Origin of the sequence: Maridesulfovibrio salexigens DSM 2638, assembly GCF_000023445.1 — a bacterium.
Taxonomy (GTDB): domain Bacteria; phylum Desulfobacterota; class Desulfovibrionia; order Desulfovibrionales; family Desulfovibrionaceae; genus Maridesulfovibrio; species Maridesulfovibrio salexigens.
In genome coordinates, this window is record NC_012881.1 from 692958 (window position 1) to 714029 (window position 21072).

General features: G+C 50.6%; 22 protein-coding genes. 5 read left to right on the forward strand and 17 right to left on the reverse strand.

Going from position 1 to position 21072, the window contains the following annotated elements:
- Window positions 1–27: 27 nt before the first annotated feature.
- From pyrR to DESAL_RS03195, 3 genes are read left to right on the forward strand one after another with little or no spacing between them, the layout of a single operon-like run.
- Window positions 28–564: a bifunctional pyr operon transcriptional regulator/uracil phosphoribosyltransferase PyrR gene (pyrR, locus tag DESAL_RS03185; protein WP_015850520.1), complete on the forward strand. Its 537-nt coding sequence runs from the start codon at window positions 28–30 to the stop codon at window positions 562–564.
- Between the two features lie 53 nt (window positions 565–617).
- Window positions 618–1172, forward strand: a complete 555-nt coding sequence (gene thrB / locus DESAL_RS03190; RefSeq protein ID WP_015850521.1) for a homoserine kinase — start codon at window positions 618–620, stop codon at window positions 1170–1172.
- Window positions 1172–1768 carry a hypothetical protein gene (locus tag DESAL_RS03195; RefSeq protein ID WP_015850522.1) on the forward strand — a complete coding sequence of 199 codons (597 nt, stop codon included), beginning with the start codon at window positions 1172–1174 and terminating at the stop codon, window positions 1766–1768. The genes thrB and DESAL_RS03195 overlap by 1 nt, the downstream gene beginning before the upstream one ends.
- Here DESAL_RS03195 and DESAL_RS03200 read toward each other — a convergent pair.
- Window positions 1765–2604, reverse strand: a complete 840-nt coding sequence (locus tag DESAL_RS03200) for a WcbI family polysaccharide biosynthesis putative acetyltransferase (protein ID WP_015850523.1) — start codon at window positions 2602–2604, stop codon at window positions 1765–1767. The two genes, DESAL_RS03195 and DESAL_RS03200, sit on opposite strands and share 4 nt — an antisense overlap.
- A 71-nt stretch (window positions 2605–2675) precedes the next feature.
- On the opposite strand from DESAL_RS03200, the gene cobT reads away from it, so the two are divergent.
- Together cobT and selD are read left to right on the forward strand one after the other, a co-directional pair.
- On the forward strand, window positions 2676–3755 hold the full coding sequence (gene cobT / locus DESAL_RS03205; RefSeq protein ID WP_015850524.1) for a nicotinate-nucleotide--dimethylbenzimidazole phosphoribosyltransferase: 1080 nt from the start codon (window positions 2676–2678) through the stop codon (window positions 3753–3755).
- Window positions 3756–3758: 3 nt separating this feature from the next.
- A complete protein-coding gene (gene selD, locus DESAL_RS03210; RefSeq protein ID WP_081434561.1) occupies window positions 3759–4799 on the forward strand; it encodes a selenide, water dikinase SelD in 1041 nt (346 codons plus the stop codon).
- Window positions 4800–4900: 101 nt separating this feature from the next.
- Here selD and DESAL_RS03215 read toward each other — a convergent pair whose 3' ends face one another.
- The 16 genes from DESAL_RS03215 to DESAL_RS03290 all read right to left on the reverse strand — a co-directional run bounded on the left by DESAL_RS03215 (window position 4901) and on the right by DESAL_RS03290 (window position 20933).
- A complete protein-coding gene (locus DESAL_RS03215) occupies window positions 4901–5122 on the reverse strand; it encodes a hypothetical protein (RefSeq protein WP_015850526.1) in 222 nt (73 codons plus the stop codon).
- Window positions 5123–5305: 183 nt separating this feature from the next.
- Complete coding sequence (hemC, locus tag DESAL_RS03220) at window positions 5306–6232, reverse strand: hydroxymethylbilane synthase (protein ID WP_015850527.1); 927 nt, start codon at window positions 6230–6232, stop codon at window positions 5306–5308.
- A 34-nt stretch (window positions 6233–6266) separates the two neighbouring features.
- Window positions 6267–6521 (reverse strand): FmdB family zinc ribbon protein, encoded by a 255-nt coding sequence (locus DESAL_RS03225; RefSeq protein ID WP_015850528.1) that lies wholly within the window; start codon window positions 6519–6521, stop codon window positions 6267–6269.
- Between the two features lie 133 nt (window positions 6522–6654).
- Window positions 6655–7644, reverse strand: coding sequence for a methyltransferase domain-containing protein (locus DESAL_RS19595; protein WP_015850529.1), 990 nt, complete (start codon window positions 7642–7644; stop codon window positions 6655–6657).
- A 126-nt stretch (window positions 7645–7770) separates the two neighbouring features.
- Complete coding sequence (lon, locus tag DESAL_RS03235; RefSeq protein WP_015850530.1) at window positions 7771–10290, reverse strand: endopeptidase La; 2520 nt, start codon at window positions 10288–10290, stop codon at window positions 7771–7773.
- A 176-nt stretch (window positions 10291–10466) separates the two neighbouring features.
- Window positions 10467–10739 (reverse strand): acylphosphatase, encoded by a 273-nt coding sequence (locus DESAL_RS03240; protein ID WP_015850531.1) that lies wholly within the window; start codon window positions 10737–10739, stop codon window positions 10467–10469.
- 27 nt (window positions 10740–10766) lie between these two features.
- Window positions 10767–11444 (reverse strand): RadC family protein, encoded by a 678-nt coding sequence (gene radC, locus DESAL_RS03245; RefSeq protein ID WP_015850532.1) that lies wholly within the window; start codon window positions 11442–11444, stop codon window positions 10767–10769.
- Window positions 11445–11669: 225 nt separating this feature from the next.
- Window positions 11670–12650, reverse strand: coding sequence for a DNA polymerase III subunit delta (gene holA, locus DESAL_RS03250; RefSeq protein ID WP_015850533.1), 981 nt, complete (start codon window positions 12648–12650; stop codon window positions 11670–11672).
- Between the two features lie 21 nt (window positions 12651–12671).
- Window positions 12672–13169, reverse strand: coding sequence for an LPS assembly lipoprotein LptE (gene lptE / locus DESAL_RS03255; RefSeq protein ID WP_245543815.1), 498 nt, complete (start codon window positions 13167–13169; stop codon window positions 12672–12674).
- 158 nt (window positions 13170–13327) lie between these two features.
- Window positions 13328–15823, reverse strand: a complete 2496-nt coding sequence (leuS, locus tag DESAL_RS03260; protein WP_015850535.1) for a leucine--tRNA ligase — start codon at window positions 15821–15823, stop codon at window positions 13328–13330.
- Window positions 15824–16076: 253 nt separating this feature from the next.
- Window positions 16077–16544: a transcription antitermination factor NusB gene (nusB, locus tag DESAL_RS03265; protein ID WP_015850536.1), complete on the reverse strand. Its 468-nt coding sequence runs from the start codon at window positions 16542–16544 to the stop codon at window positions 16077–16079.
- A 180-nt stretch (window positions 16545–16724) separates the two neighbouring features.
- Window positions 16725–17195 (reverse strand): 6,7-dimethyl-8-ribityllumazine synthase, encoded by a 471-nt coding sequence (gene ribH, locus DESAL_RS03270; protein ID WP_015850537.1) that lies wholly within the window; start codon window positions 17193–17195, stop codon window positions 16725–16727.
- A 15-nt stretch (window positions 17196–17210) separates the two neighbouring features.
- Complete coding sequence (locus DESAL_RS03275; RefSeq protein ID WP_015850538.1) at window positions 17211–18428, reverse strand: bifunctional 3,4-dihydroxy-2-butanone-4-phosphate synthase/GTP cyclohydrolase II; 1218 nt, start codon at window positions 18426–18428, stop codon at window positions 17211–17213.
- 272 nt (window positions 18429–18700) lie between these two features.
- The gene (locus tag DESAL_RS03280) at window positions 18701–19357 is read right to left on the reverse strand and encodes a riboflavin synthase (RefSeq protein WP_015850539.1); all 657 of its coding nucleotides are present in this window, start codon (window positions 19355–19357) and stop codon (window positions 18701–18703) included.
- Window positions 19358–19360: 3 nt separating this feature from the next.
- Window positions 19361–20494: a bifunctional diaminohydroxyphosphoribosylaminopyrimidine deaminase/5-amino-6-(5-phosphoribosylamino)uracil reductase RibD gene (gene ribD, locus DESAL_RS03285; protein ID WP_015850540.1), complete on the reverse strand. Its 1134-nt coding sequence runs from the start codon at window positions 20492–20494 to the stop codon at window positions 19361–19363.
- Window positions 20478–20933 (reverse strand): deoxycytidylate deaminase, encoded by a 456-nt coding sequence (locus DESAL_RS03290; protein WP_015850541.1) that lies wholly within the window; start codon window positions 20931–20933, stop codon window positions 20478–20480. The genes ribD and DESAL_RS03290 overlap by 17 nt, the downstream gene beginning before the upstream one ends.
- Window positions 20934–21072: the final 139 nt, after the last annotated feature.

Below are 21072 nucleotides of genomic sequence, written 5' to 3' on the forward strand. Positions count from 1 at the left end.
AATCAACTTCTTTTAAGATGGGATAACATGAAGGAACAGAAAATTATACTCTCGGAAAAGGACATGGCCCGCACTCTGGATCGTCTTGCTTCAGAAATTACTGAACGCCGCGGTGACAGTGAAAATCTTGCTATTATCGGTATTCAACGCCGTGGTGCCGATCTTGCGGAGCGCTTGAAGCGTATTCTGGATGAAAAGCTCGGTCGTAAGATTCCACTTGGTAAACTGGATATCAACCTTTACCGCGATGACTGGACCAATTTGACCCGCCAGCCGTGTATTAACTGCACTGAAATTCCATTTGAAATTGAATCCGCATCTATCATTCTGGTGGATGACGTTCTCTTTTCCGGACGAACCGTGCGCGCCGCACTTGAGGCTGTGCTTGATTTCGGACGTCCGCGCCGTGTGGAACTGCTCGTACTGGTCGACCGCGGACACCGTGAACTTCCCATCCGCGCTGATTATGTGGGTAAGGAAGTTGTTACTTTTGAAGATCAGCACGTGAATGTTCTGGTTAAGGAACGCGATGACGAGGATAAGGTTGTCATCATTCGTTCCTAGTTTTATCTGTCTCAGCACGGAGCGTTTTGCGCCCGGAAGGTTTGATATTTTCTATGCAAGAATGGAGTAATGAATTTTCAGAGGATTGCTCTGTTATCCTGATCGGTATGGCCGGAGCGGGTAAATCCACGCTTTCACCGCTTCTGGCTGAAAAGCTCGGTTGGGAGCATATGGATACCGACGCTGTAATCGAGAGTTACTACGGCCGTCCGTTACAGGATATTGTGGATCATCTCGGCGTGCCTGAATTCCGCAAAACTGAGGAATATATTGTTTCCGGTCTCGGCGTAATTCGCACGGTTGTTTCCACCGGGGGGAGTGTCATCTATGGCCCCAAGGCTATGGAAAGGCTGAAAAGCCTCGGTCCGGTTGTTTATCTTCGTATTTCAAGTGAGACCTGCCTTCAGCGGGTCGGTTGCGGAGCCAATCGCGGTCTTGCCATTGTTCCGGGACAGTCGCTGGAAAGCCTTTATGAGGAAAGGATTCCCCTTTACGAGGAATACGCAGATTTCGCTGTTGATACGGATCAGTGCTCCCCGGATGAGTGTGTTGAGCAGATCTGTAAGTGGCTTAAGTCAAAAGAAGCAAATAAAGTTAAGGATATATAATGAAAAAAATGACCAGACAGGCCGTGTTCCGCAAGCTGGGTGCTCTGTATGAGCGGATGGCCTCTGTGTATGCTGATACTTCCGCAAAGATCGGACTTTCCTGCGAAGGTTGTGAAGAGAACTGCTGTACCAGTTATTTCCAGCACCATACCTACGTGGAGTGGACCTATCTCTGGCAGGGACTCAATCAGCTTCCTGAAGACAAACGCAATGAATATATCCAGCGCTCAGAAGATTACGTGCGTAATGCCAAGGCCATGATGGAAAACGGTATGCGTCCCAAGATTATGTGTCCGCTTAATGATGACGGCCTCTGCGGTGTTTACAAGCATAGACTTATGATCTGTCGCATGCACGGTGTGGTGAACACACTGCGTCAGCCCAATGGACGCCAGCTTTCTTTTCCCGGCTGTTTCAAGTGTCAGGATCTGACCAAGGAGATGGAAAACGTTCCTGTTGTGGATCGTACCCCTCTTTATAAAGAACTCGTGGGCCTTGAAATGGGTTTGCTCGGCAACAAGATCAGAACCTTGCCTAAAGTGGATCTGACTCTCGCTGAAATGATCGTAATGGGACCGCCCAACCTGAATGGTTAATTCTTCTCCATCCTTGCGGTGGTCATGAGGAATCCTATGAAGTCGTCAATGTTGTTTTTACGGCATTTGATGTACCGCGTGGCGTATTCTTCAAAAGTCAGCTCCGCTCCGTAAACATGGTAGCGGTGCTGAGGTCCGCCGAATTCGAGGCCGAGGAATTCTACCACTTGCGGATGAATCGGTTGCTCAAAGTCGGCAAAAGGCGGCGGAAAATTCTGCAAATCCTGATTACTCAGCCGATTCATGCCCAATTCTTTCAGAATGGTATTTGCGATCATGCATAACAGTTCTGCCCGTGGATGGTTGATGGTATTGAAAAGGGGCTTGTGCCTGTAATTTTCAATAATCCAGTCCACATATTTTACCGGAGTCCGGCTTTCCTTGATTCTTTCAGTGCTTATTGATTTATCCATGATTTCTTTTAAATCGTAGATGTTGGTCAGTCTGGTATTCATGAAAAGGTGCAGAATCTGAGATTCACTGAGCTCTTTTTCAAGTAGGGAATCCAAGAATGTATCCCGGTAATCGAAGCCCGGTGCGCTGGACCATAAGGGCCAGTAGTGCAGGAAAAGCATACTTGGGAAAGCAATTGAGCTGGCTCCACTCTTGAGTTTGGAAATTATTTTTTCCGAAGCCAGATCCTTCCACGTTGTTCCAAGAAGAGGCTGGTAGAGGAACAGGTCGCATTCAGCAATGAGTTCCGCTGGTATGGATTCTCGGGTATAGTTGGTAAAGCGGTGGATTTTGTACTCAGAGCTGAATTCTTCATTCAGCAAGAGCAGTTCTTCCATTGGTTCGCCTTGGCAATTAGCATGTAAGATACAGATTTTCTTCATTTCGAAAGAACTTTAGCACACCCGTTTATGGTTTCTCAATACGGCAGTACCGTTAATATGAGGTTAAGGCAGTGAATAAATTTTCCGCAGAAGAATTGCAGCACATCGTTGGTAGTGTGCAGCCTGTAGATTTATCTTTGGAAGGACAGGCTCGAGCCCATCTGGATAGGCTGACTAAACCGTTAGGAAGTCTGGGACGGCTCGAAGACCTTGCGGTAAAGATGTTCGTAGCCTCAGGCGGAAAGCCTCCACAGGCAGACCCGGCCCGCATATACACCATTGCCGGTGACCACGGCGTTAATGAAGAAGATGTCAGTTACTTTCCGCAGGAAGTTACCCGCCAGATGGTAGAGAATTTTTTAGCCGGAGGAGCGGGCATAAATGTTTTGGCACGAACTTCCGGGGTGGAGCTTATAGTTGTTGATGCCGGATGCAAGGGTGGAGAGTTTCCGGACCATCCCGGTTTGATTCAGCGTAAGATAGCCTGCGGTACGAATAATATTTCCAAAGGCCCGGCCATGGAAAAGGGTTGCTGCCTGCGGGCCGTAAAGCTTGGTGTTGAGCTTGCTGACGAGGCACATGCTCAGGGCATTAAAGTTCTTGGTACCGGGGAAATGGGGGTTTCCAACACAACCCCTTCAACGGCCCTTTATTGTGCATATTTTGATCTGGATCCGGCAGATATAACCGGTCCGGGGGGCGGGATTGACGCTGCCGGGGTGGTTCGCAAAATCGGAGTTGTCCGTCGTGCTTTGGAAGCCAATGCTGAAGTCGTGCGTTCTGATGATCCTTTTGCTATTCTTACTGCTCTTGGCGGATACGAGATTGCTGCACTGGCAGGTCTGATCATCGGCGGAGCCAAGAATAGGCAGATTGTCTGCATTGACGGATTTATTTCCACTGCCGCTTATGCTGCGGCTGCTAAAATCTGTCCCGCAGTGGGCGATTATTGCGTTCTCAGCCATGCTTCTGCGGAACCGGGATATGCAAAAGTTATCAATGCGCTTGGGCGCAGGCCGTTGCTGCATCTGGATATGCGCCTTGGAGAAGGGTCCGGTGCGGCTCTGTCCATGTTCATGCTGCGCGCTGCTGCAAATATTTATAATGAAATGGCAACGTATGACGATGCCGGAGTTCATGCAGGAGGTTAGGTCATGCCAAAAGAATTGGTAAAGACTGTTAAAGCTGCCGGTTGAGCAGCCAAGATTGCTCCGGGGGACCTGGAGCAGGTTTTGTGCGGCTTAGCCGTGGAGGATGAGCGCCTTCTTACCGGACTGGGCGGGAACGAAGATTCCGCCATTGTCTCTTTTCCTGCGGGCAAAGCTCTGGTTCAGACCGTAGATTTTTTCACTCCGGTGGTCAATGATCCTTATTGGTTCGGACAGATTGCCGCAGCCAACTCACTTTCCGATGTTTACGCTATGGGCGGTGAACCTTGGACCGCCATGAATATCGTCTGCTACCCCATGAAAGAAATGGGTCCTGAGATTCTTCGTGAGATTCTCAAGGGTGGTATGGACAAAATTCGTGAAGCAGGGGCTGTTCTGGCTGGCGGTCATAGTGTTGAGGACGATGAGATCAAGTATGGTCTCTCGGTGACTGGAATGGTTGATCCTGACGGTTTTGCCTCCAACAAGGGGCTGCGTGAAGGTGATCAGTTGTTGCTGACCAAGCCTCTCGGTACCGGAGTGCTGGCTACAGCGCTTAAGGCAGACTGGGACGGTGCTGAGCGTTTTGAAAAGGATGTTTACAAGTGGGCATCCAGGCTGAACAGCGCGGGAGGGAAAGTTATCCGCGAGCTGGGCTTGATCGGTGCTACTGATATCACGGGATTCGGTCTTGGCGGGCACGTGCTGGAAATGGCTGATGCTTCCGGTGTAGCAGTTGAGTTGTGGCTGGATAAGGTGCCTTTCATGGATGATGTGGTCGATCTGGCCTCAATGGGCATGATTCCGGCTGGCAGTTTCGCCAACCGCAACTATTGCAGCTCGCAAGTGCAGACCGCAGCAGATGCCGACAGCATTAAGACTGACCTGATTTTTGATGCTCAGACTTCGGGGGGCCTGATATTGGCTGTGCCTGAAGATAAGTTGCAGCAGGCCAAGGATATGTTGCTGGAAGCTGGAGACCTTGCCGACCATGTGGGGCAGGTTACTGCCCATGAAGCAGGCGTGGCCAGATTGCGGATTGTATAAAATTACTTGTTTTTTTAAAAGACAAAAGGCGCAGGTTGTCGCAAACCTGCGCCTTTTCTTTTTATGAGGAGGAATTGGCGATTCCTTTATATGAAATTTTTTTAAGCAGAACCCCGGCTGCTTGTAACTGCTTGAATCAGCTCTGCATTGGCATTGTAGACAGGGGAAGAAATTATCTTCACCAGCTCGCGGTGCATATCCGGGTCCGCGTATGCCTTTCGCTGCAGTCTCTTCTTCTGCAGGTTCTTCATAGAGTTCGCAAGATCTTCATCCCTTACGGGCGGTACCTGTGAAACCTTGTTGAGTTCGGTTCCGTTTGACATTGTATACCTCCATCCTTGGAAGTTATAAATGATGGTTTTTAAAAGAACATGAATCCTGTTTATACCTCTTATCGGTCACCGGAACTTAATCTTTAGGGTCTTAATAAAAAAACAATACAATTATTAAAAAAGCCCGGAGCATGAATCATGCTCCGGGCTTAAATCAATTCGTTTTACAGTTGCTTAGCACTTGTCGTAAACGCGATCGAGAATTTCTTTTGCTCCTGCTGCCAGAACTTCTTCAGCAAGGGCAAGGCCGATGTCCCATGCATCCTCAGCCGGTCCTGTCTTCTCCATGCGGATGGGGCTGGAACCGTCGATGTCAGCAACAAATCCGGTCAGCTTGACCTGATCGCTTTCAAGCTGGGACCAAGCTGCGATGGGAACCTGACAGCCGCCGTCGAGACCGGTCAGGAAACCGCGTTCTGCTTTGACCTGACGTGCAGTCATTTCGTCATGCAGGAATGCGAGAATGTCCTGAATTTCGGTGTCCTCAATGCGGTATTCGATGCCCAGAGCACCCTGTGCCACTGCGGGCAGGAAGGTCGGAGGCCCGAGGATTTCGCTTTTGGGAGCGGAAAGTTTGAGTCTGTTCAGTCCTGCGGTTGCAACAACGATAGCATCGAATTCACCGTTGAGAAGTTTTCCTACTCGGGTATCAAGGTTACCGCGCAGGGATTCGATTTTAAGGTCATCACGCAGTGCCAGAACCTGAGACTGGCGGCGCAGGCTGCTGGTACCGACTACAGCACCGGCAGGCAGGTCTTTTAGAGAATCGTATTTAACGGAAAGCAGGGTGTCGGTTTCTGCTTCACGCGGGGGAATGATGCCCACTTCAAGGCCTTCAGGAAGTTCGGTGGGAACGTCCTTCATGCTGTGAACTGCGAGGTCGGCACGGCCATCAAGCAGTGCTTCTTCGATTTCTTTTACGAAAAGGCCCTTGCCGCCCACTTTTGCCAGCGGAACGTCCAGAATCTTATCGCCCTTGGTTTTGATCTTGAGCAGTTGAACTTCGATTCCGGGGTACTCTTCACGCAGAAGGTCGGAAATATGGTTGGCCTGCCAGAGGGCAAGTTTGCTGCCGCGTGTTGCGATGGTAATTTTTCTCATTGTTCCGCCGTATTGTTTGAAATTTTATGTTGATCTAACTGCCGCAGGAAGAACAGTCGCCACCGGAGCATCCGGCACAACCGCTGCTGGATGATGCTGCCGGAGCAGGAGCAGCACCGTAATCACCCATGTCAGGTGCTCCACCGCCGGTTTTGAACTTACAGGCAGACATGAGTTTTTCGGTTTTCTCGGATTTACATTCCGGGCAAGGCGGGCACTCGTCCCGGTTGAAAACCAGTTCCTCGAATTCCTTGCCGCAGTCAGCGCATTTATATTCGAAAATAGGCATTTATTCTTTACTCCGTGCTTTGAAATATCATGTGCGAAAAATTGCATAGCCCAAATTGTCAGGCGGGGCAATGTCTGGCCTACATATAAGTTCGCTTGAGAATATTGCAAGGCTGCTTCATAAGGCCGGAAGATTATTTGTTCATGATATTTCTGATGCTTTCCATGATTTCTTTTCGGGCGTGGGAAGCGATAATTATTACGTCCGGTTTATCCTGAGCGCAATATTGCGGTGCCATGACAGGATATCCGTCCAGTTCTGTTCCTTGTATTTCGGTGTTGCTGTCCAGAAAACCTATGAAATTCTTGGGCCTGCTTCGCTGCACAAGGTTTTGGTAATGCAGTTCGTATTGTCCGCCGGTTCCCCATATATAGAAGCGATTATCGGGCAGTGCCCAGAGATTTACCATTTCCAGATTCTTCAGCTCATGGAGCGTTCCGCTGCCGTCAATCCTGACCGCGAACATGTCGTAGTAGACTTGATTCTCGTAATTGTCGGGAATGAATCCGTTGCGTAATTCCTCAAGGTCCGGCTTTTCGAAAGTATAATTTCCCATATCCGGCGGCTGGTGTGCTTCACTCTTGCGGGCGATTAGAAAACTGTCCCGTGTTTCATACCAGATATCAGGTGCGTTTTGCGGAGCAGCGGCAGATGAAGCATGGACTACCTCCAGCCCGGCATAACGGGCCATGGCGATCATGCCGTCAGCAAAGAAGCGGTAACAGTCCACAGGGCAGGCATGGTATGCGACCCCGAAAGGTCCGGGCACAACGATTGAAAGCAGTCCTCCGGGCTTGAGTACACGGGCGATTTCTTTCATTGTTTCCCAGAAAAATTCAATATGTTCAAAGACCTGCCCGGAGATAACCACATCAAATGAAGTGTCTTCAAGTTCCCGCCAGCAATAAGGATTCTTCACTGCAATATCCACGTTGGGACCTGCAACCATATCCAGTCCGGTGTAGCTGAACTTATCTCCGGCGAATAAAGGGCGATAGGTTTGTAACGGGTCTTCTTTGTTTACTGCGCAGCTACCGATATCCAGAACGGATAAATTACGTTCCGGAGAGTTGCAGTAGTTTTCAACAAACCATTGCATGCGGGCGTAGGAACTTTTGTGCATGGCTTCTCCATTTTAGATTGATCCAATTTAGCGTTTATATTGCACTCGCCTGATGATGTCGATGGCTAAAAGAAAGGCCCGCAAGCTAGGTGCTTGCGGGCCTTTGATATCTATTTCTGCGATTGATTACTTGGTCTTGGCAATGGGCCAGACTTCGTCAATGCGTTCGATGGGTGTGATCTCGATATTTTTCAACAGTTCTTCGGGAATGTCTTCAAGATCCTTCTGGTTCTGAGAGGGGATAAGTACCCGTTTCATACCCAGAGATACGGCTGCGAGGATTTTTTCCTTGATGCCGCCAACCGGAAGAACGCGTCCGCGCAGGGATATTTCACCTGTCATGGCCAGTTCCGGGTTGGAGGGGATTCCGGTCAGCGCAGAAACAAGAGCGGTAACGAGGGTTACACCTGCGGACGGGCCGTCCTTGGGTGTGGCACCATCGGGTACGTGGATGTGCAGGTCCTGCTCTTCGTGGAATTTGGGGCTGATGCCGTATTCATCTGCATGGCGGCGGGCAAAGGATACCGCAGCCTGTGCGGATTCCTTCATTACGTCACCGAGCTGTCCGGTAAGAAGCTGCTTGCCTTTACCGGGCATGGCAGAGACTTCCACATGCAGCACAGAGCCGCCGACCGGAGTCCATGCGAGTCCCAGTGCTACACCTGCGGGAAGTTCGGTTTCCTTCTCATCTTCAAGATGTTTAGGAATTCCGAGATACTTATGCAGGTTGTCAGCGGTAACCTCGAAAGGTCCTTTCTCGCCTTCGGCCTTCTTACGGGCCAGCTTACGGCATACGGAACCGACTTCGCGTTCGAGGTTACGCAGTCCGGCTTCACGTGTGTATTCCTTGATGATCTTGGCGATGATGTCATCTTCCATGATCATTTCATTTTCTTTGAGACCGTTTTCCTTGCACTGACGACCGAGGATGTAACGTTTGGCAATGTTTACCTTGTCATGTTCGGTGTAGCCGGGGATGCGGATTACTTCCATACGGTCCAGCAAGGGACGGGGAATGGAATCCAGCACGTTGGCGGTGCAGATGAACATAACCTTGGAAAGGTCGTAAGGTACGTTCAAGTAGTGGTCGGTGAAGGAATTGTTCTGTTCCGGGTCCAGTACTTCCAGCAGGGCTGAAGAAGGATCGCCCCTGAAATCAGAACCGAGCTTGTCAATTTCATCAAGCATGATCACCGGGTTGCGAGTGCCGCACTGCTTGATACCCTGAATGATGCGTCCGGGCATGGAGCCGATGTAGGTCCGGCGGTGACCGCGGATCTCGGCTTCGTCACGCATACCGCCGAGGGACATGCGGTGGAACTTGCGCTTCAGGCTGCGCGCAATAGAGCGGCCCAGCGAAGTTTTACCGACACCCGGAGGGCCCACAAAGCAAAGGATAGGCCCTTTCATGGACGGGTTCAGCTTGCGTACACTCAAATACTCAAGGATGCGTTCCTTGACCTTTTCAAGATCGTAATGGTCTTCATCAAGAATTTTCTTGGCTTCAATAATATCAAGACGGTCGCGGGACTGCTTGGTCCACGGAATCTCGATCATCCAATCCAGATAGGTGCGGATGACAGTGGCTTCGGAGGCTTCAGGGTGCATTGCTTCAAGGCGGCGGAGCTGTTTTTCCGCTTCCTTGCGCACTTCCTTGGGCATCTTGGCCTTGGCAATGGCTGCACGAATCTCTTCCGCTTCTTCCGCTTCATCGGTGGATTCGCCAAGTTCCTTTTTAATGGCTTTGAGCTGTTCGCGCAGATAGAAATCTTTCTGAGCCTTATCCATGCCTTCTTTGGCCATGGACTGGATCTTGTTCTGCATGGAAGCCACTTCCACTTCCTGAGTGAGCTGGGTGTTGACAAGAGTAAGTCTATCAACAGGCTCTCCGCACTCAAGGATGGACTGGGCCACATCAACTTTCATACGCAGGTTGGAAGCGATCAGGTCGGCAAGCCGGCCCGGTTCGTTCACACTGTTGAGAACGCTCATGATGTCAGCTGATGAAATACCGCGCAGGGTCAGAATTTTCTCACTCTGCTCGCGGGAGGAACGGACCAGTGCTTCCTGAGTAGCATCCAGTTCGCCGGATTCAGCTTCGGGAATGGCTTCAATCTCGGCAATATGGAAAGGCTCTGAGCCTATAAATCTCTTTACTCTGGCTCGTGAAACACCCTGTACCAGCACTTTCAGACGACCGTCAGGCATTTTGAGCATGCGCATGATCATGCACACGGTTCCTGTTAAGTAGAGATCTTCGTGCTCGGGATTTTCAACGCTTTCATCCTTCTGGGTCAGGATCATGACATAGCGGTTGCTGGTCATGGCTGCTTCCACAGCATTGACGGATTTTTCACGGCCTACGAACAGCGGAAGGATCATGTAGTTGAAGACAACGATGTCACGGACAGCCAGTACCGGAAGAGTTGTGGGGATATCCACATGAGCATCTTCTGGGATGGAGCCCGCATCTTCAAGCAGCTCCGCTGCGTCATGCAGGACATTCAGCGGGGAGACCGGGGGTTTGTTGAGGCCCTGATCATTGCCGGCGTCAGGAGAGGACTCCTTGCGCACTTTCTTTTGAGCTTCCGCTTTGTCTTTCTTGTTCAGTTTCAAAGGTTTGATTGGTGATTTCTTTTTCTTCAACGCAAAATCCTTTCGTTCAGAAGTGGTTCGTTCACTATTTAAAAAAGCATCATAGCTCCGGCCCCGTACCGGAAAGTCCGGGGCCGGAGAGCTTTACAATCTGTTTTATCGGGGCTGGACTTAAGTCAGCCCGTTTGCCCGTTTTTTTGCCTAAATAAGATTCTATTTTGGGTGTATTAACGGATTTCAAATCCCTTGTGCTCGGTATCGTAATCCATCCATTCACACTTCAAGTCTGCAACCTGTGAAAGTGGAGGACCTACCAGCAGTCGGGTTCTCATCTCAGCGACCTTCGCTTCGTCACCTTGAAGCAGTACTTCAATCTTACCGTCATTCAGATTACGTACCCAGCCGTTGAGGTTCAGCGCCACAGCCTGGTCATTTACCCAGGCTCTGAAGAATACTCCTTGCACCTTGCCGGTAACAACACAATGATAGCTTCTGGTCATAGGCCCCTCCTTTTGAGTTGAGGTGAACTACAAATATCCTGCTTCCTTGAAGCTGTGGAACCTGTCTGCAGTTACGATAACGTGGTCCAGCAGACGTATTTCCATGTCCTGACAGAGGGCGGCTATTTCCATGGTTCTCTCTGTGTCTTCAGGCGATGGAGACGGGTCCCCGCCGGGATGGTTATGGGTCAGAATCACTCCGCTGGCATTATGGCGCAGGGCTAGTGCCACAACTTCCCGCGGATAGACTGCAGTCTTATCCACAGTACCTTCCGATAGCCTTTCCCAGCATATCACTTTGTTCCGGTTATTGACCAGTGCAATCCAGAACTCTTCTTTAGACAAATTCCCGATTCGGGCCATAGCTGCCTTATAGACAACATCCGGCGAGGAGATAGCTTCCTTGCCGTTCATTGGTTCCTCGGCAATTCTTGTCCAGAATTCACGCATAAGCGTAAAAAATATCAAAACCCCCGGGCCAATGCCCTTGAACTTTTTAAGTTGTTCTTCGGGTGCCCGGAAAACCCCGCTCAGACCACCGAACTCCGCAAGGAGTTCCTTAGCAAGGGGTTTAGTGTCCCGCCTAGGCAGAACCTGTCCGAGGAGAAGTTCCAGAATTTCATAATCGGCAAGACTCGTTGAGTCTTTTCCCAGTTTTTCTTTCAGTCTCTGGCGGTGACCGTAGTAATGGGGTTTGTCTTTCATAATAAATAGTAAGTATGCTTTGGCAAGTAGTACAGTTCCGACAGGAGCCTTATTCAGACAAATGGATGAGAAATCGGCGGACGGAATTTCTTCTTTAAGGGATAAACTGGATGCAGGTGCAAAGCAACCTGTTTAACCTACGAAATGGTGTAAAACAGGCTTAAAAACACAAAAACCGTGTAAAAAAGGTCTTTTTACACGGTTCAAAAATGATTTTGAATTAAATCAGCGTCTGCGCTGCGGTGGTGCAAACAAGGATGTCAGCGAGGCAACCAGCAGTTCAAGTGCCTGTTCCGGTTTTCGTTGTCCGGTCTTGATACCTATTTCCGCTTCCATGACAATGTCAAACAGTCTGGTAATGCGGGCCGGGCCCAGTCTTTGGGCAAGTGCCTGTTTCTGTTTTTTTACAAAAGGAGGCAGGCGTACTTCCGCGTCTTCTCCGTGGATCATCATCCACAGGGCGCGTGCTTCACGGGTCAGGGACGCGGTGAGCATGAAGATCATGGAATCTTTTTCACTGTGGTTGGTCAGCACTCTGCGCCAGATTTCTACCGGATCGCCGCCTTCGGACATGGAGCGCATGAAAGCAAAGAAGTCCATCTCTTCGGAATGGGCGATCAGTCCCACATGTTCCATTAGAATCTTGCGGTCAGGACCGGCTGCCAGATCCAGTTTGTCCAGCTCCAGACGAGCGGCGCGTGCGTCTTTGGGAAGTGCCTGAGAAAGTGCATTCAGAACCGGGCTGTCAATGTGCAGGCCGTTGGCTCTGGCCCATTTGCCAACAAAGCCGGAAATGGATTTTTGATCAAGACCTGCTGATTTCCAGAACCACTTTTGTTTATCAGCGAATTTCCAGCATTTGCGTTTTTTCAGAACAGCTGGGATGGGAGCGGCTTTGCTCTTCCACTGGCTTTCAAGGCAGATAAAAAGAAAGGAGGAGCTGGCAAGGGATGCGACTGTCTTGTCTATATTATCCCAGACAGCAGCCTTAAGCTTGTGTGCGCGGCGCAGGATAACGACTTTGCTGGAGCCGAAAAGGGTTTGCAGAGTCAGGTCATCCCAGAATTGCTGCGGCAGGTCTTCGTCTGCCCAGTATACTTTTTTCTCGTAATCTGTAGCCCCGTACTTTTCCTGAAGCTCGGCAATGTTGGCGTGCAGCAGCTCTGCATCAGGGCAGATGAGAAACATGTATCCTGGTCTGGACATGGAATTCCTTAATTGAAAAAATTAATAAGCCTGATTCATGCGGTCTACGAGACGGCGGACCATGAGCTTGGTGATCAGCTGCTGAGTCTCGTCTTCCTGACCGATGTAGTAGGATTCAGTCACTGCCATGGGACCGGAGTTCCAGATCAGGGAGCCGTCAGAAGCGCTGGTTACCTGCATCTGGACCTTGAGGGTCATGTCGTATTTCAGGGTTACGTCCTGATCGCCAAGAATGCGGCTTCCATCGGAAAGTTCCAGAATCCTGATGTTGATGAGAGCTTCCGCCTTGGCCTTATCTGTCCAGACCAACTGACCGCGGCGGGTGATTTCATCACGGAGCATGGAGCGGATTTTAGGCTCAAGCCAGCGTTCGAGAGTGGGGTTTTCCACTTTTGCGATAGCAACTTCATGGAATTGTTTACTGACCCTGTTCGGTTCAGTCGCAGAGTTATGGTAGCCGCAAGCAGATACAGCAAAAACAACACACAGCAGCAGGACCAGCTTTTTCACAGAATTCATAATAACCACAGCTTTAACTCCTTGTCTTTGCATAGGTGAGTCGCACACCTGAACTTACGAAGCGGCGAAGCCATAATAAAAGTTTTTGAAGGGGATGGGGTCTGGGTAAGGGGAAACTCTTGCAAGAGTTTCCCCTTACCCAGCCGCCGGAGGCAAACCTAGTTCGCCACAATATTAATCAACTTGCCGGGAACAACGATAACTTTGCGGATGGTTTTGCCATCGGTATGCTTGGTTACGTTTTCGTGGGCAAGTGCTGTTTCTTCAATTTCTTCCTTGGAAGCCGCAGCGGGCACGGAGAGTTTACCGCGCATTTTACCGTTAACCTGAATGATGATCAGGATTTCGTCGGTAACCAGTGCTGCTTCATCGTGCTCGGGCCATTCTACTTCGGCGATGTAGCCTTCGTAACCCATTGCAGCCCAGAGCTCTTCGCAGATATGCGGAGCAATGGGGGAAAGCACGGTCAGCACGGTGCTGTATGCGGAAGAGAGAGCGAAGCGGCCATCTTCAGTTTCCATGAGCTTGTCTTTGAGAGAGTATATCTCGTTAACCAGCTCCATGCTTGCAGCGATGACGGTGTTGAACTGGAATTTGTTCTCCATGTCACGACTGGCGCGCTTTACAGTCTCGTGTTCCTTGAGGCGCAGCTTCTTGGCATCGGAAGAAAGTTCCATTGAAGGTTTGGCACATGCGCCGGTTGCGCTGAGCTTACCTTCGAATTCTTCTGCCAGTCTCCAGATTCTGTTCAGGAAGCGATGTGCTCCTTCCAGACCCTGATCAGACCATTCGAGGTCTTTTTCAGGCGGGGAGGCAAAGAGGATAAACAGTCTGGTGGCGTCCGCACCGTACTTGTTGATCATGGCGTTGGGGTCAACAACGTTGCCTTTGGATTTAGACATCTTGGCACCGTCTTTGAGAACCATGCCCTGAGTGAGCAGATTCTTGAACGGCTCGCTGAGCTCGGTGTAACCTTCATCACGCAGGATTTTTGTGAAGAATCTTGCATAGAGCAGGTGCAGGATAGCGTGTTCGATACCACCGATGTACTGGTCTACCGGAGTCCAGTATTCAAGGGACTTGCTGTCGAAAGGAGCATCTGCCTTGCGGGAATCGGTGTAGCGCATGAAGTACCAGGAGGATTCCACGAAGGTATCCATAGTATCGGTTTCGCGCTGAGCCATCTTGCCGCATTTGGGGCAGGTGACTTTATGGAAGCTTTCCATATCCGGCAGCGGAGAACGTCCGTCCTCGTTCATAACTGCATCTTCGGGCAGTACAACGGGCAGGTCCTGTTCGGGTACGGGCACAATGCCGCACTCGTCGCAGTAGATTACCGGAATGGGGGAGCCCCAGAAACGCTGGCGGGAAATGTTCCAGTCGCGCAGACGGTAGTTGATGGACTTTTTGCCTTTGCCGGACTTGCCGAGGAAATCAACAATTGCGCCCTTGGCATCTTCGTTAGGCATGCCGTCGAATTCACCGGAATTAACCAATACGCCGGGAGCGGTGTAGGCTTCTTCCATTTCAGCTACATTAAGGGTTTCACCTTCAGGCTGGATAACTACCTGCTTGGGCAGGTCGTATTTTTTAGCAAATTCAAAGTCGCGCTGGTCGTGTGCGGGAACAGCCATTACTGCGCCGGTACCGTAGCCCATGAGTACGAAGTTGGCCACGTAGATGGGCATCTTCTGACCGTTGAGCGGGTTGATGCAGTATGCACCGGTAAAAACGCCTTCTTTTTCAAGGTCGTCAGCACCGCGTACAATGCGGTCCATGTTGGAAACCTTGTGTACAAACTCGCGGACTTTATCTGCTTCAGGCTTGCCTTCGATGAGCTTTTCCACCATGGGATGCTCGGCTGCCAGAGACATGAAAGTTGCACCGAAAAGGGTGTCCGGGCGGGTGGTGAAAACACTGATGGTTTCATCGGAGTTTTCAACTTCGAAGTCGAGTTCCGCACCGATGGATTTACCGATCCAGTTGCGCTGCATGGTGATAACGCGCTCAGGCCAGCCGCCTTCGAGCTCACCAAGGCTCTCGAGCAGTTCTTCAGCGTAATCAGTGATGCGCATGAACCACTGGGAAAGTTCCTTCTGGATAACTTCGGTGTCACAGCGCCAGCAAAGGCCTTCTTCAACCTGTTCGTTAGCCAGAACGGTATGACAGGTTTCGCACCAGTTAACCGGGGACTTTTTGCGGTAAACCAGACCCTTTTCCAGAAATTTGAGGAAAAACTGCTGTTCCCATTTGTAGTAGCCGGGGTGGCAGGTAGCCAGTTCGCGGCGCCAATCGTAGGAGTAGCCCAGACGTTTGAGCTGGGTACGCATATCGTCAATGTTGGCGTAGGTCCATTCGGCAGGGTGGGTGTTATGTTTGATAGCCGCGTTTTCAGCAGGAAGGCCGAATGCGTCCCAGCCCATGGGGTGGAGCACGTTGAAACCTTTCATGCGTTTGTAACGGGCGACAACATCACCGATGGAGTAGTTGCGCACGTGGCCCATGTGGATTTTCCCGGAAGGGTAGGGAAACATCTCCAGTACGTAGTACTTAGGGCGGGACTCGTCGGCTTCCACATTGAAAGCACCCTTCTCGGTCCATTCCTTCTGCCACTTGTTTTCAATCAATTCCGGTTCGTATTTCCCAAAACCCATTTGAAAATCCTTTTGATGTGGGATTGTTCGCTTCCGGCGGCCCTGCCGGAAGCTGGACCAGAGGCGCTATCGCGCTTTTGACGAACTGATTTCGCCTCCGGCGGCCAAAGGAGCTAAGCCCCTTTGGAATCCCTAATTGTTTACAACGATTTATTCATACAAAGCGGCGAAGCCCTGATAAAAGTTTTTGGGAATCTTAAACCCTTATTACAAAAAGGGTTTAAGGCCCCCCGGCAGGGGTCGCCGAAGGCAATTAGAAATTTTTCTCAACTTTGAATTTGCCGGTGTCGATGTCACGGGCTACTGCGTCGAGAATGCCGTTGATGAAGTTGCGGGAGTTGCCATCGCCGAACTTCTTGGCCAGTTCAATACCCTCGTTGATACCCACTTTGAGGGGGATATCGGGCTTGTGGACCAGTTCGTATACAGCGAGTCGTAGGATCGCCAGTTCGACCTTTGCGATTCTTTCGATCTTCCAATGCTTGGAGTAGCGACCGATAACTTCGTCAAGTTCTTCCTGCGCATTCCAGATTCCGATCAGTAATTCGCGTGCGAACAGGATCAGGTCTTCTTCTGTTTCCCTGATTACTGCGGGGCTCTGGTTGTAAATACGTTCAGTAGTCCATCCACCGTGCGGAGGGACAAAACTTAAGCCGTACAATACCTGAAAAGCAAGTACGCGGCCTTTTCTGCGTAAACCTTTAGTCTGGGACATCTGCATCACTATCCTGCGGTTGCGGGTCGTAAGTGGTGTGCAACGCAAGATACATTTAAATTGTTATTTAAACAACACAACAGGCATACGGTCTCCGAACAGCGGGACGGAGACCGTATGCCTTCAAATTATGTTCAGTAATCAAGCCTGTTTCCGGAGAAACAGGCCGGAAATTACAAGCTCTAGTTAAATCTGCTGCATAACGCGAACAGTTTCCAGCATTGCGGAAGCTGCTTCAACGCCCTTGTTGCCAGCTTTGGAGCCGGCACGTTCAACTGCCTGATCAATGGTATCGCAGGTCAGAAGACCGAAACCGATGGGCAGGTCGTTGTCCAAGCTTACCTGAGCAACGCCTTTTGCGCACTCGTTGCAGACATAGTCGAAGTGGGGAGTAGCGCCGCGGATAACCGCACCGAGAACCACGATTCCGTCATATTTGCCGGATTCAGCGAGTTTCTTGGTTACCACGGGGATTTCAAATGCACCGGGAACCTTGATCAGGGTCATGTTTTCCTTTTCGCAGCCGTGGCGTGCGAGGTAGTCAACAGCGCCGCCGACCAGTCTGTCAACGATGATGTCGTTGAAACGACCTGCTACGAATGCGATTTTCAGACCTTTGGAGTCAAGCTGACCTTCAATGGTTTTAATATGATACATGGTGCTTCTCCCTTTTTATTTTTTATCTTCAAGATGATCCAGCATGTGGCCCATCTTATCTTTCTTGGTTTTCAGGTAATCGAGGTTAGCTGCGCAGGCATCCATTTCAATGGCTACACGTTCGGTAACTTCGAGACCGTAACCTTCAAGACCTACAATCTTTTTGGGGTTGTTGGTCATGAGTTTCATTTTAGTGATTCCGAGCTGAACCAGAATCTGTGCTCCGGTGCCGTACTCGCGCAGGTCGGGTGCGAAGCCTAGTTTTTCGTTGGCTTCAACGGTGTCGCAGCCGAGATCTTGCAGGTGGTATGCCTTGATCTTGTTGCCGAGGCCGATACCACGGCCTTCCTGACGCATGTAGAGCAGTACTCCCTTGCCTTCGTTGCGGATCATGCACATTGCGGATGCAAGCTGGTCGCCGCAGTCACAACGCTGGGAACCGAAAACGTCACCGGTCAGGCATTCGGAGTGAACGCGGACCAGAACGGGTTCGCCGGGCTTAACATCACCCATGATCAGGGCAATGTGAGTGCGGTTGTCTTCGCTGGAATGGAAAGCGGAAGCCTTGAAATCACCCCAACGGGTGGGCAGTTCAGCGTCAGCCTCGCGGGTAACGGTGTGACTGCCGAACTTCATGCGGTATTTGATCAGGTCTTCGGTGGAGCAGATCTTGAGATCGTGCTGCTTTGCGTATTCTTTGAGGTCGGGAAGACGAGCCATTGTGCCGTCATCCTTCATGATTTCGCAGATTACGCCTGCGGGTTTCAGACCGGCAAGGCGGGCGAGGTCAACGCTGCCTTCAGTCTGTCCGGCACGGACCAGAACGCCGCCGTCTTTAGCGCGGAGCGGAAAAATGTGTCCGGGGGTGACGATATCTTCAGGCTGTACGCCGTCTTTAACAGCAGCCAGAATGGTAGTAGCGCGGTCAGCGGCGGAAATACCGGTAGTTACACCTTCACGGGCTTCAATGGAAACAGTGAAGTTGGTACCGAACTGGGAGCCGTTGGACTGGGCCATAAGCGGCAACTGCAGCTGGTCGATCATTTCGCCGGACATGGCGAGGCAGATAAGCCCTCTGCCGTGAGTAGCCATGAAGTTGATAATTTCAGGAGTCACTTTCTCTGCTGCGCAGACAAGATCACCTTCGTTTTCACGGTCTTCATCATCAACCATGATGACCATTTTACCTTCGCGGAGGTCCTCAATTGCTTCTTCAATAGTGCAGAAAGGCATAATCGTTATCCTCATTCTCCGGCGAGCGGAGTTCTTTTAAAAAATCACTGTCCGTTTAAACAAACAGGTCTGTCTTCATACATCAAAAAACAGAAAGGGTGAAATATGTTTTTTTATTCATTTATTCTAAGTGTTTGAGGCAAAAAAGACGTTTATTGAAGCCAAGAGGCGAAGCCAAACTAGAAAGTTTTGGGATTCTTAAAACCTTTTTCAAAAGGGTTTAAGCCGCCGGAGGCAAAATCTTTTTATAAAAGCGCGAAGTGCATCAACTCTTAGAACCCGTTCTCGCGTAGAAAATCCATTGTAAGTTTGCTCTGCGGTTTGTCCTCAGACTTATTTCCGGTCCATGGAGCGACCATGCGTTCCACGTACTTACCGATCACGTCTGTTTCAATGTTTACCGCATATCCCGGTGTCCAGAGAGATATGGTGGTCTCTTCCTGAGTCTCGGGGATGATGTTCACTTCAAGATAATCCGGCCCGCAATCGTTGACTGTCAGGCTGATGCCGTCAAGGGCGACAGAGCCTTTGGGCACCACATATTTACCGTGTTCAATGGGAAATTTAATACGGTAAATTTTAGATTCACCTTCAGGTCGAACAGATTCCACAGAACCGAGACAATCAACATGACCTGAAACAATGTGCCCGCCTAGACGGTCGCCCATAGCCAGCGCGCGTTCATAGTTGACCATGGAGCCGCGCTTAAGGTTGCCGAGGTTGGTCACCGACATGGATTCCTTACTGGCGTAACAGGTGAACCAGCTATCGCTGTATGTTTCAACTGTGAGGCAGACTCCGTTGATAGCAATGGATTCGCCTTTTTCGTAATCCTTGATTTTTGGCGCACTTACTTTGAATCGGGTTTCGTTGCCCCGGTTCTCTGCATTTTCAATGCGTCCTTTTCCCTGAATCAGTCCGGTGAACATCGGCTATTGTCCTTCGGGTTTGAAAACTATTTTTAAATCACGGCCGCTTTGTTCCACGCGGCTGATGCGCAGGTCCATAGCTTCACTGATGAGTACATTATCAGAGCCTGCGAAATTCGGCCTGCCGTCTACGTTTCCCAGAATACGCGGAGCCTGATACATGACGAATTCATCAACAAGCCCCTGTTCTGCCAGAGAGCAGGCAAGCCTGCCGCCGCCTTCACAGAGAGTGCGCAAAACATTGTGCTTTTCGCGCAACATTGTGAAACCTTTCTCAAGTATAAGACCTTTTTCGTTACTGGGAAGAGGCAAAACCTCAATTCCTTTATTTTTTAGTTCCGAGGCAGTCTTCGTTGCGGCCTGTTCCGCACTGGTCCAGAAAATTGTGTCAGCCGCGCGGGTGGTGGTCAGGGTATATTCATCGTGGTTTTGCGGCAGGTTGTTGGTCACAACTACGGCCTTGGGTTGGCTGAACCCTTCAGGAAGGGGATCAAGCCTGCAATTAAGGCTGGGGTTGTCTTCACGCAGGGTGTTTCCGCCCACAATCACGGCTCCGACCATGGAGCGCAAATGCTGTACATCATGAAAAGATTCGGGGCAGGAGACTGCTTCCTGCGCTCCAGTGGCCCCGGCAATCTTGCCGTCAACTGTGCAGGCCAGTTTCAGAATAGAGTAAGCCCGGTCTTTGAACTGCCAGCACAGGAAATCTGAAATCAGGTCTTTGCACTGTTCTTCAAGCACACCCTGATCAACACGCACTCCCTTGGATTCAAGATATTCGATTCCCCCGGCAGCTTTGGGGTTGGGGTCGCGGGTCCCGACCACAATGTGCGGTATGGACGCTTCAAGGATGCCTTCGGTGCAGGGCGGGGTCTTGCCGTGATGGTTGCACGGTTCCAAGGTCACGTACATGGTGCACTTGCTCATATCCACACCCTTGGCCTTGGCATCGGCAATGCACTCCCGTTCGGCATGCAATCCGCCGCAGAACATGTGGTAACCTTCGGCTACAATCTGTCCGTCACGGACCATCACTGCGCCGACTGTAGGGTTGGGAGCGGTGCGGTTGCGGCCGCGAATGGCGAGTTCCACTGCGCGGGCCATGAACCTTTCGTCCGGGCTAAGTGTCGAGTTCAAGAAAAGCAAATTTTACTCCGGCTTCTTTGAGCATCTGCTCGGAAAGTTCGTCAGGGTAGCTTTCTGAATAATAAATGGCACTTACCCCCGCATTGATCAGCATTTTGGTGCAGATCAAGCATGGCTGGGTTGTGCAGTAAATTTCAGCGCCTTTCATGGATACGCCGTGAGTTGCGCATTGGATGATTACGTTTTGCTCGGCGTGCAGGCCGCGGCAGAGTTCATGGCGTTCGCCGGAAGGTACACCCATTTTTTCGCGGATGCAGCCCACGTCAGCGCAATGAGCTGTGCCGGAGGGCGGTCCGTTGTAGCCGCTGGCTAGGATGCGTTTGTCGAGCACAGCCACAGCGCCTACTTTGCGGCGAGTGCAGGTTGCGCGTTCTGCAACAAGGTGCGCGATGCGCATGAAATAGTCCGGCCAAGGCATTCTGTTGTCCATGAAAATGCTCCCTTCTTTGAAGCTGAGAAAACGGACCTGATTATATCAGGCCCGTTTTTATTAATTATGTTGCGCTTCGCGCTATTTATTGAACGCATTTGCCTCCGGCGGCTTAAACCCTTTTTGAAAAAAGGGTTTA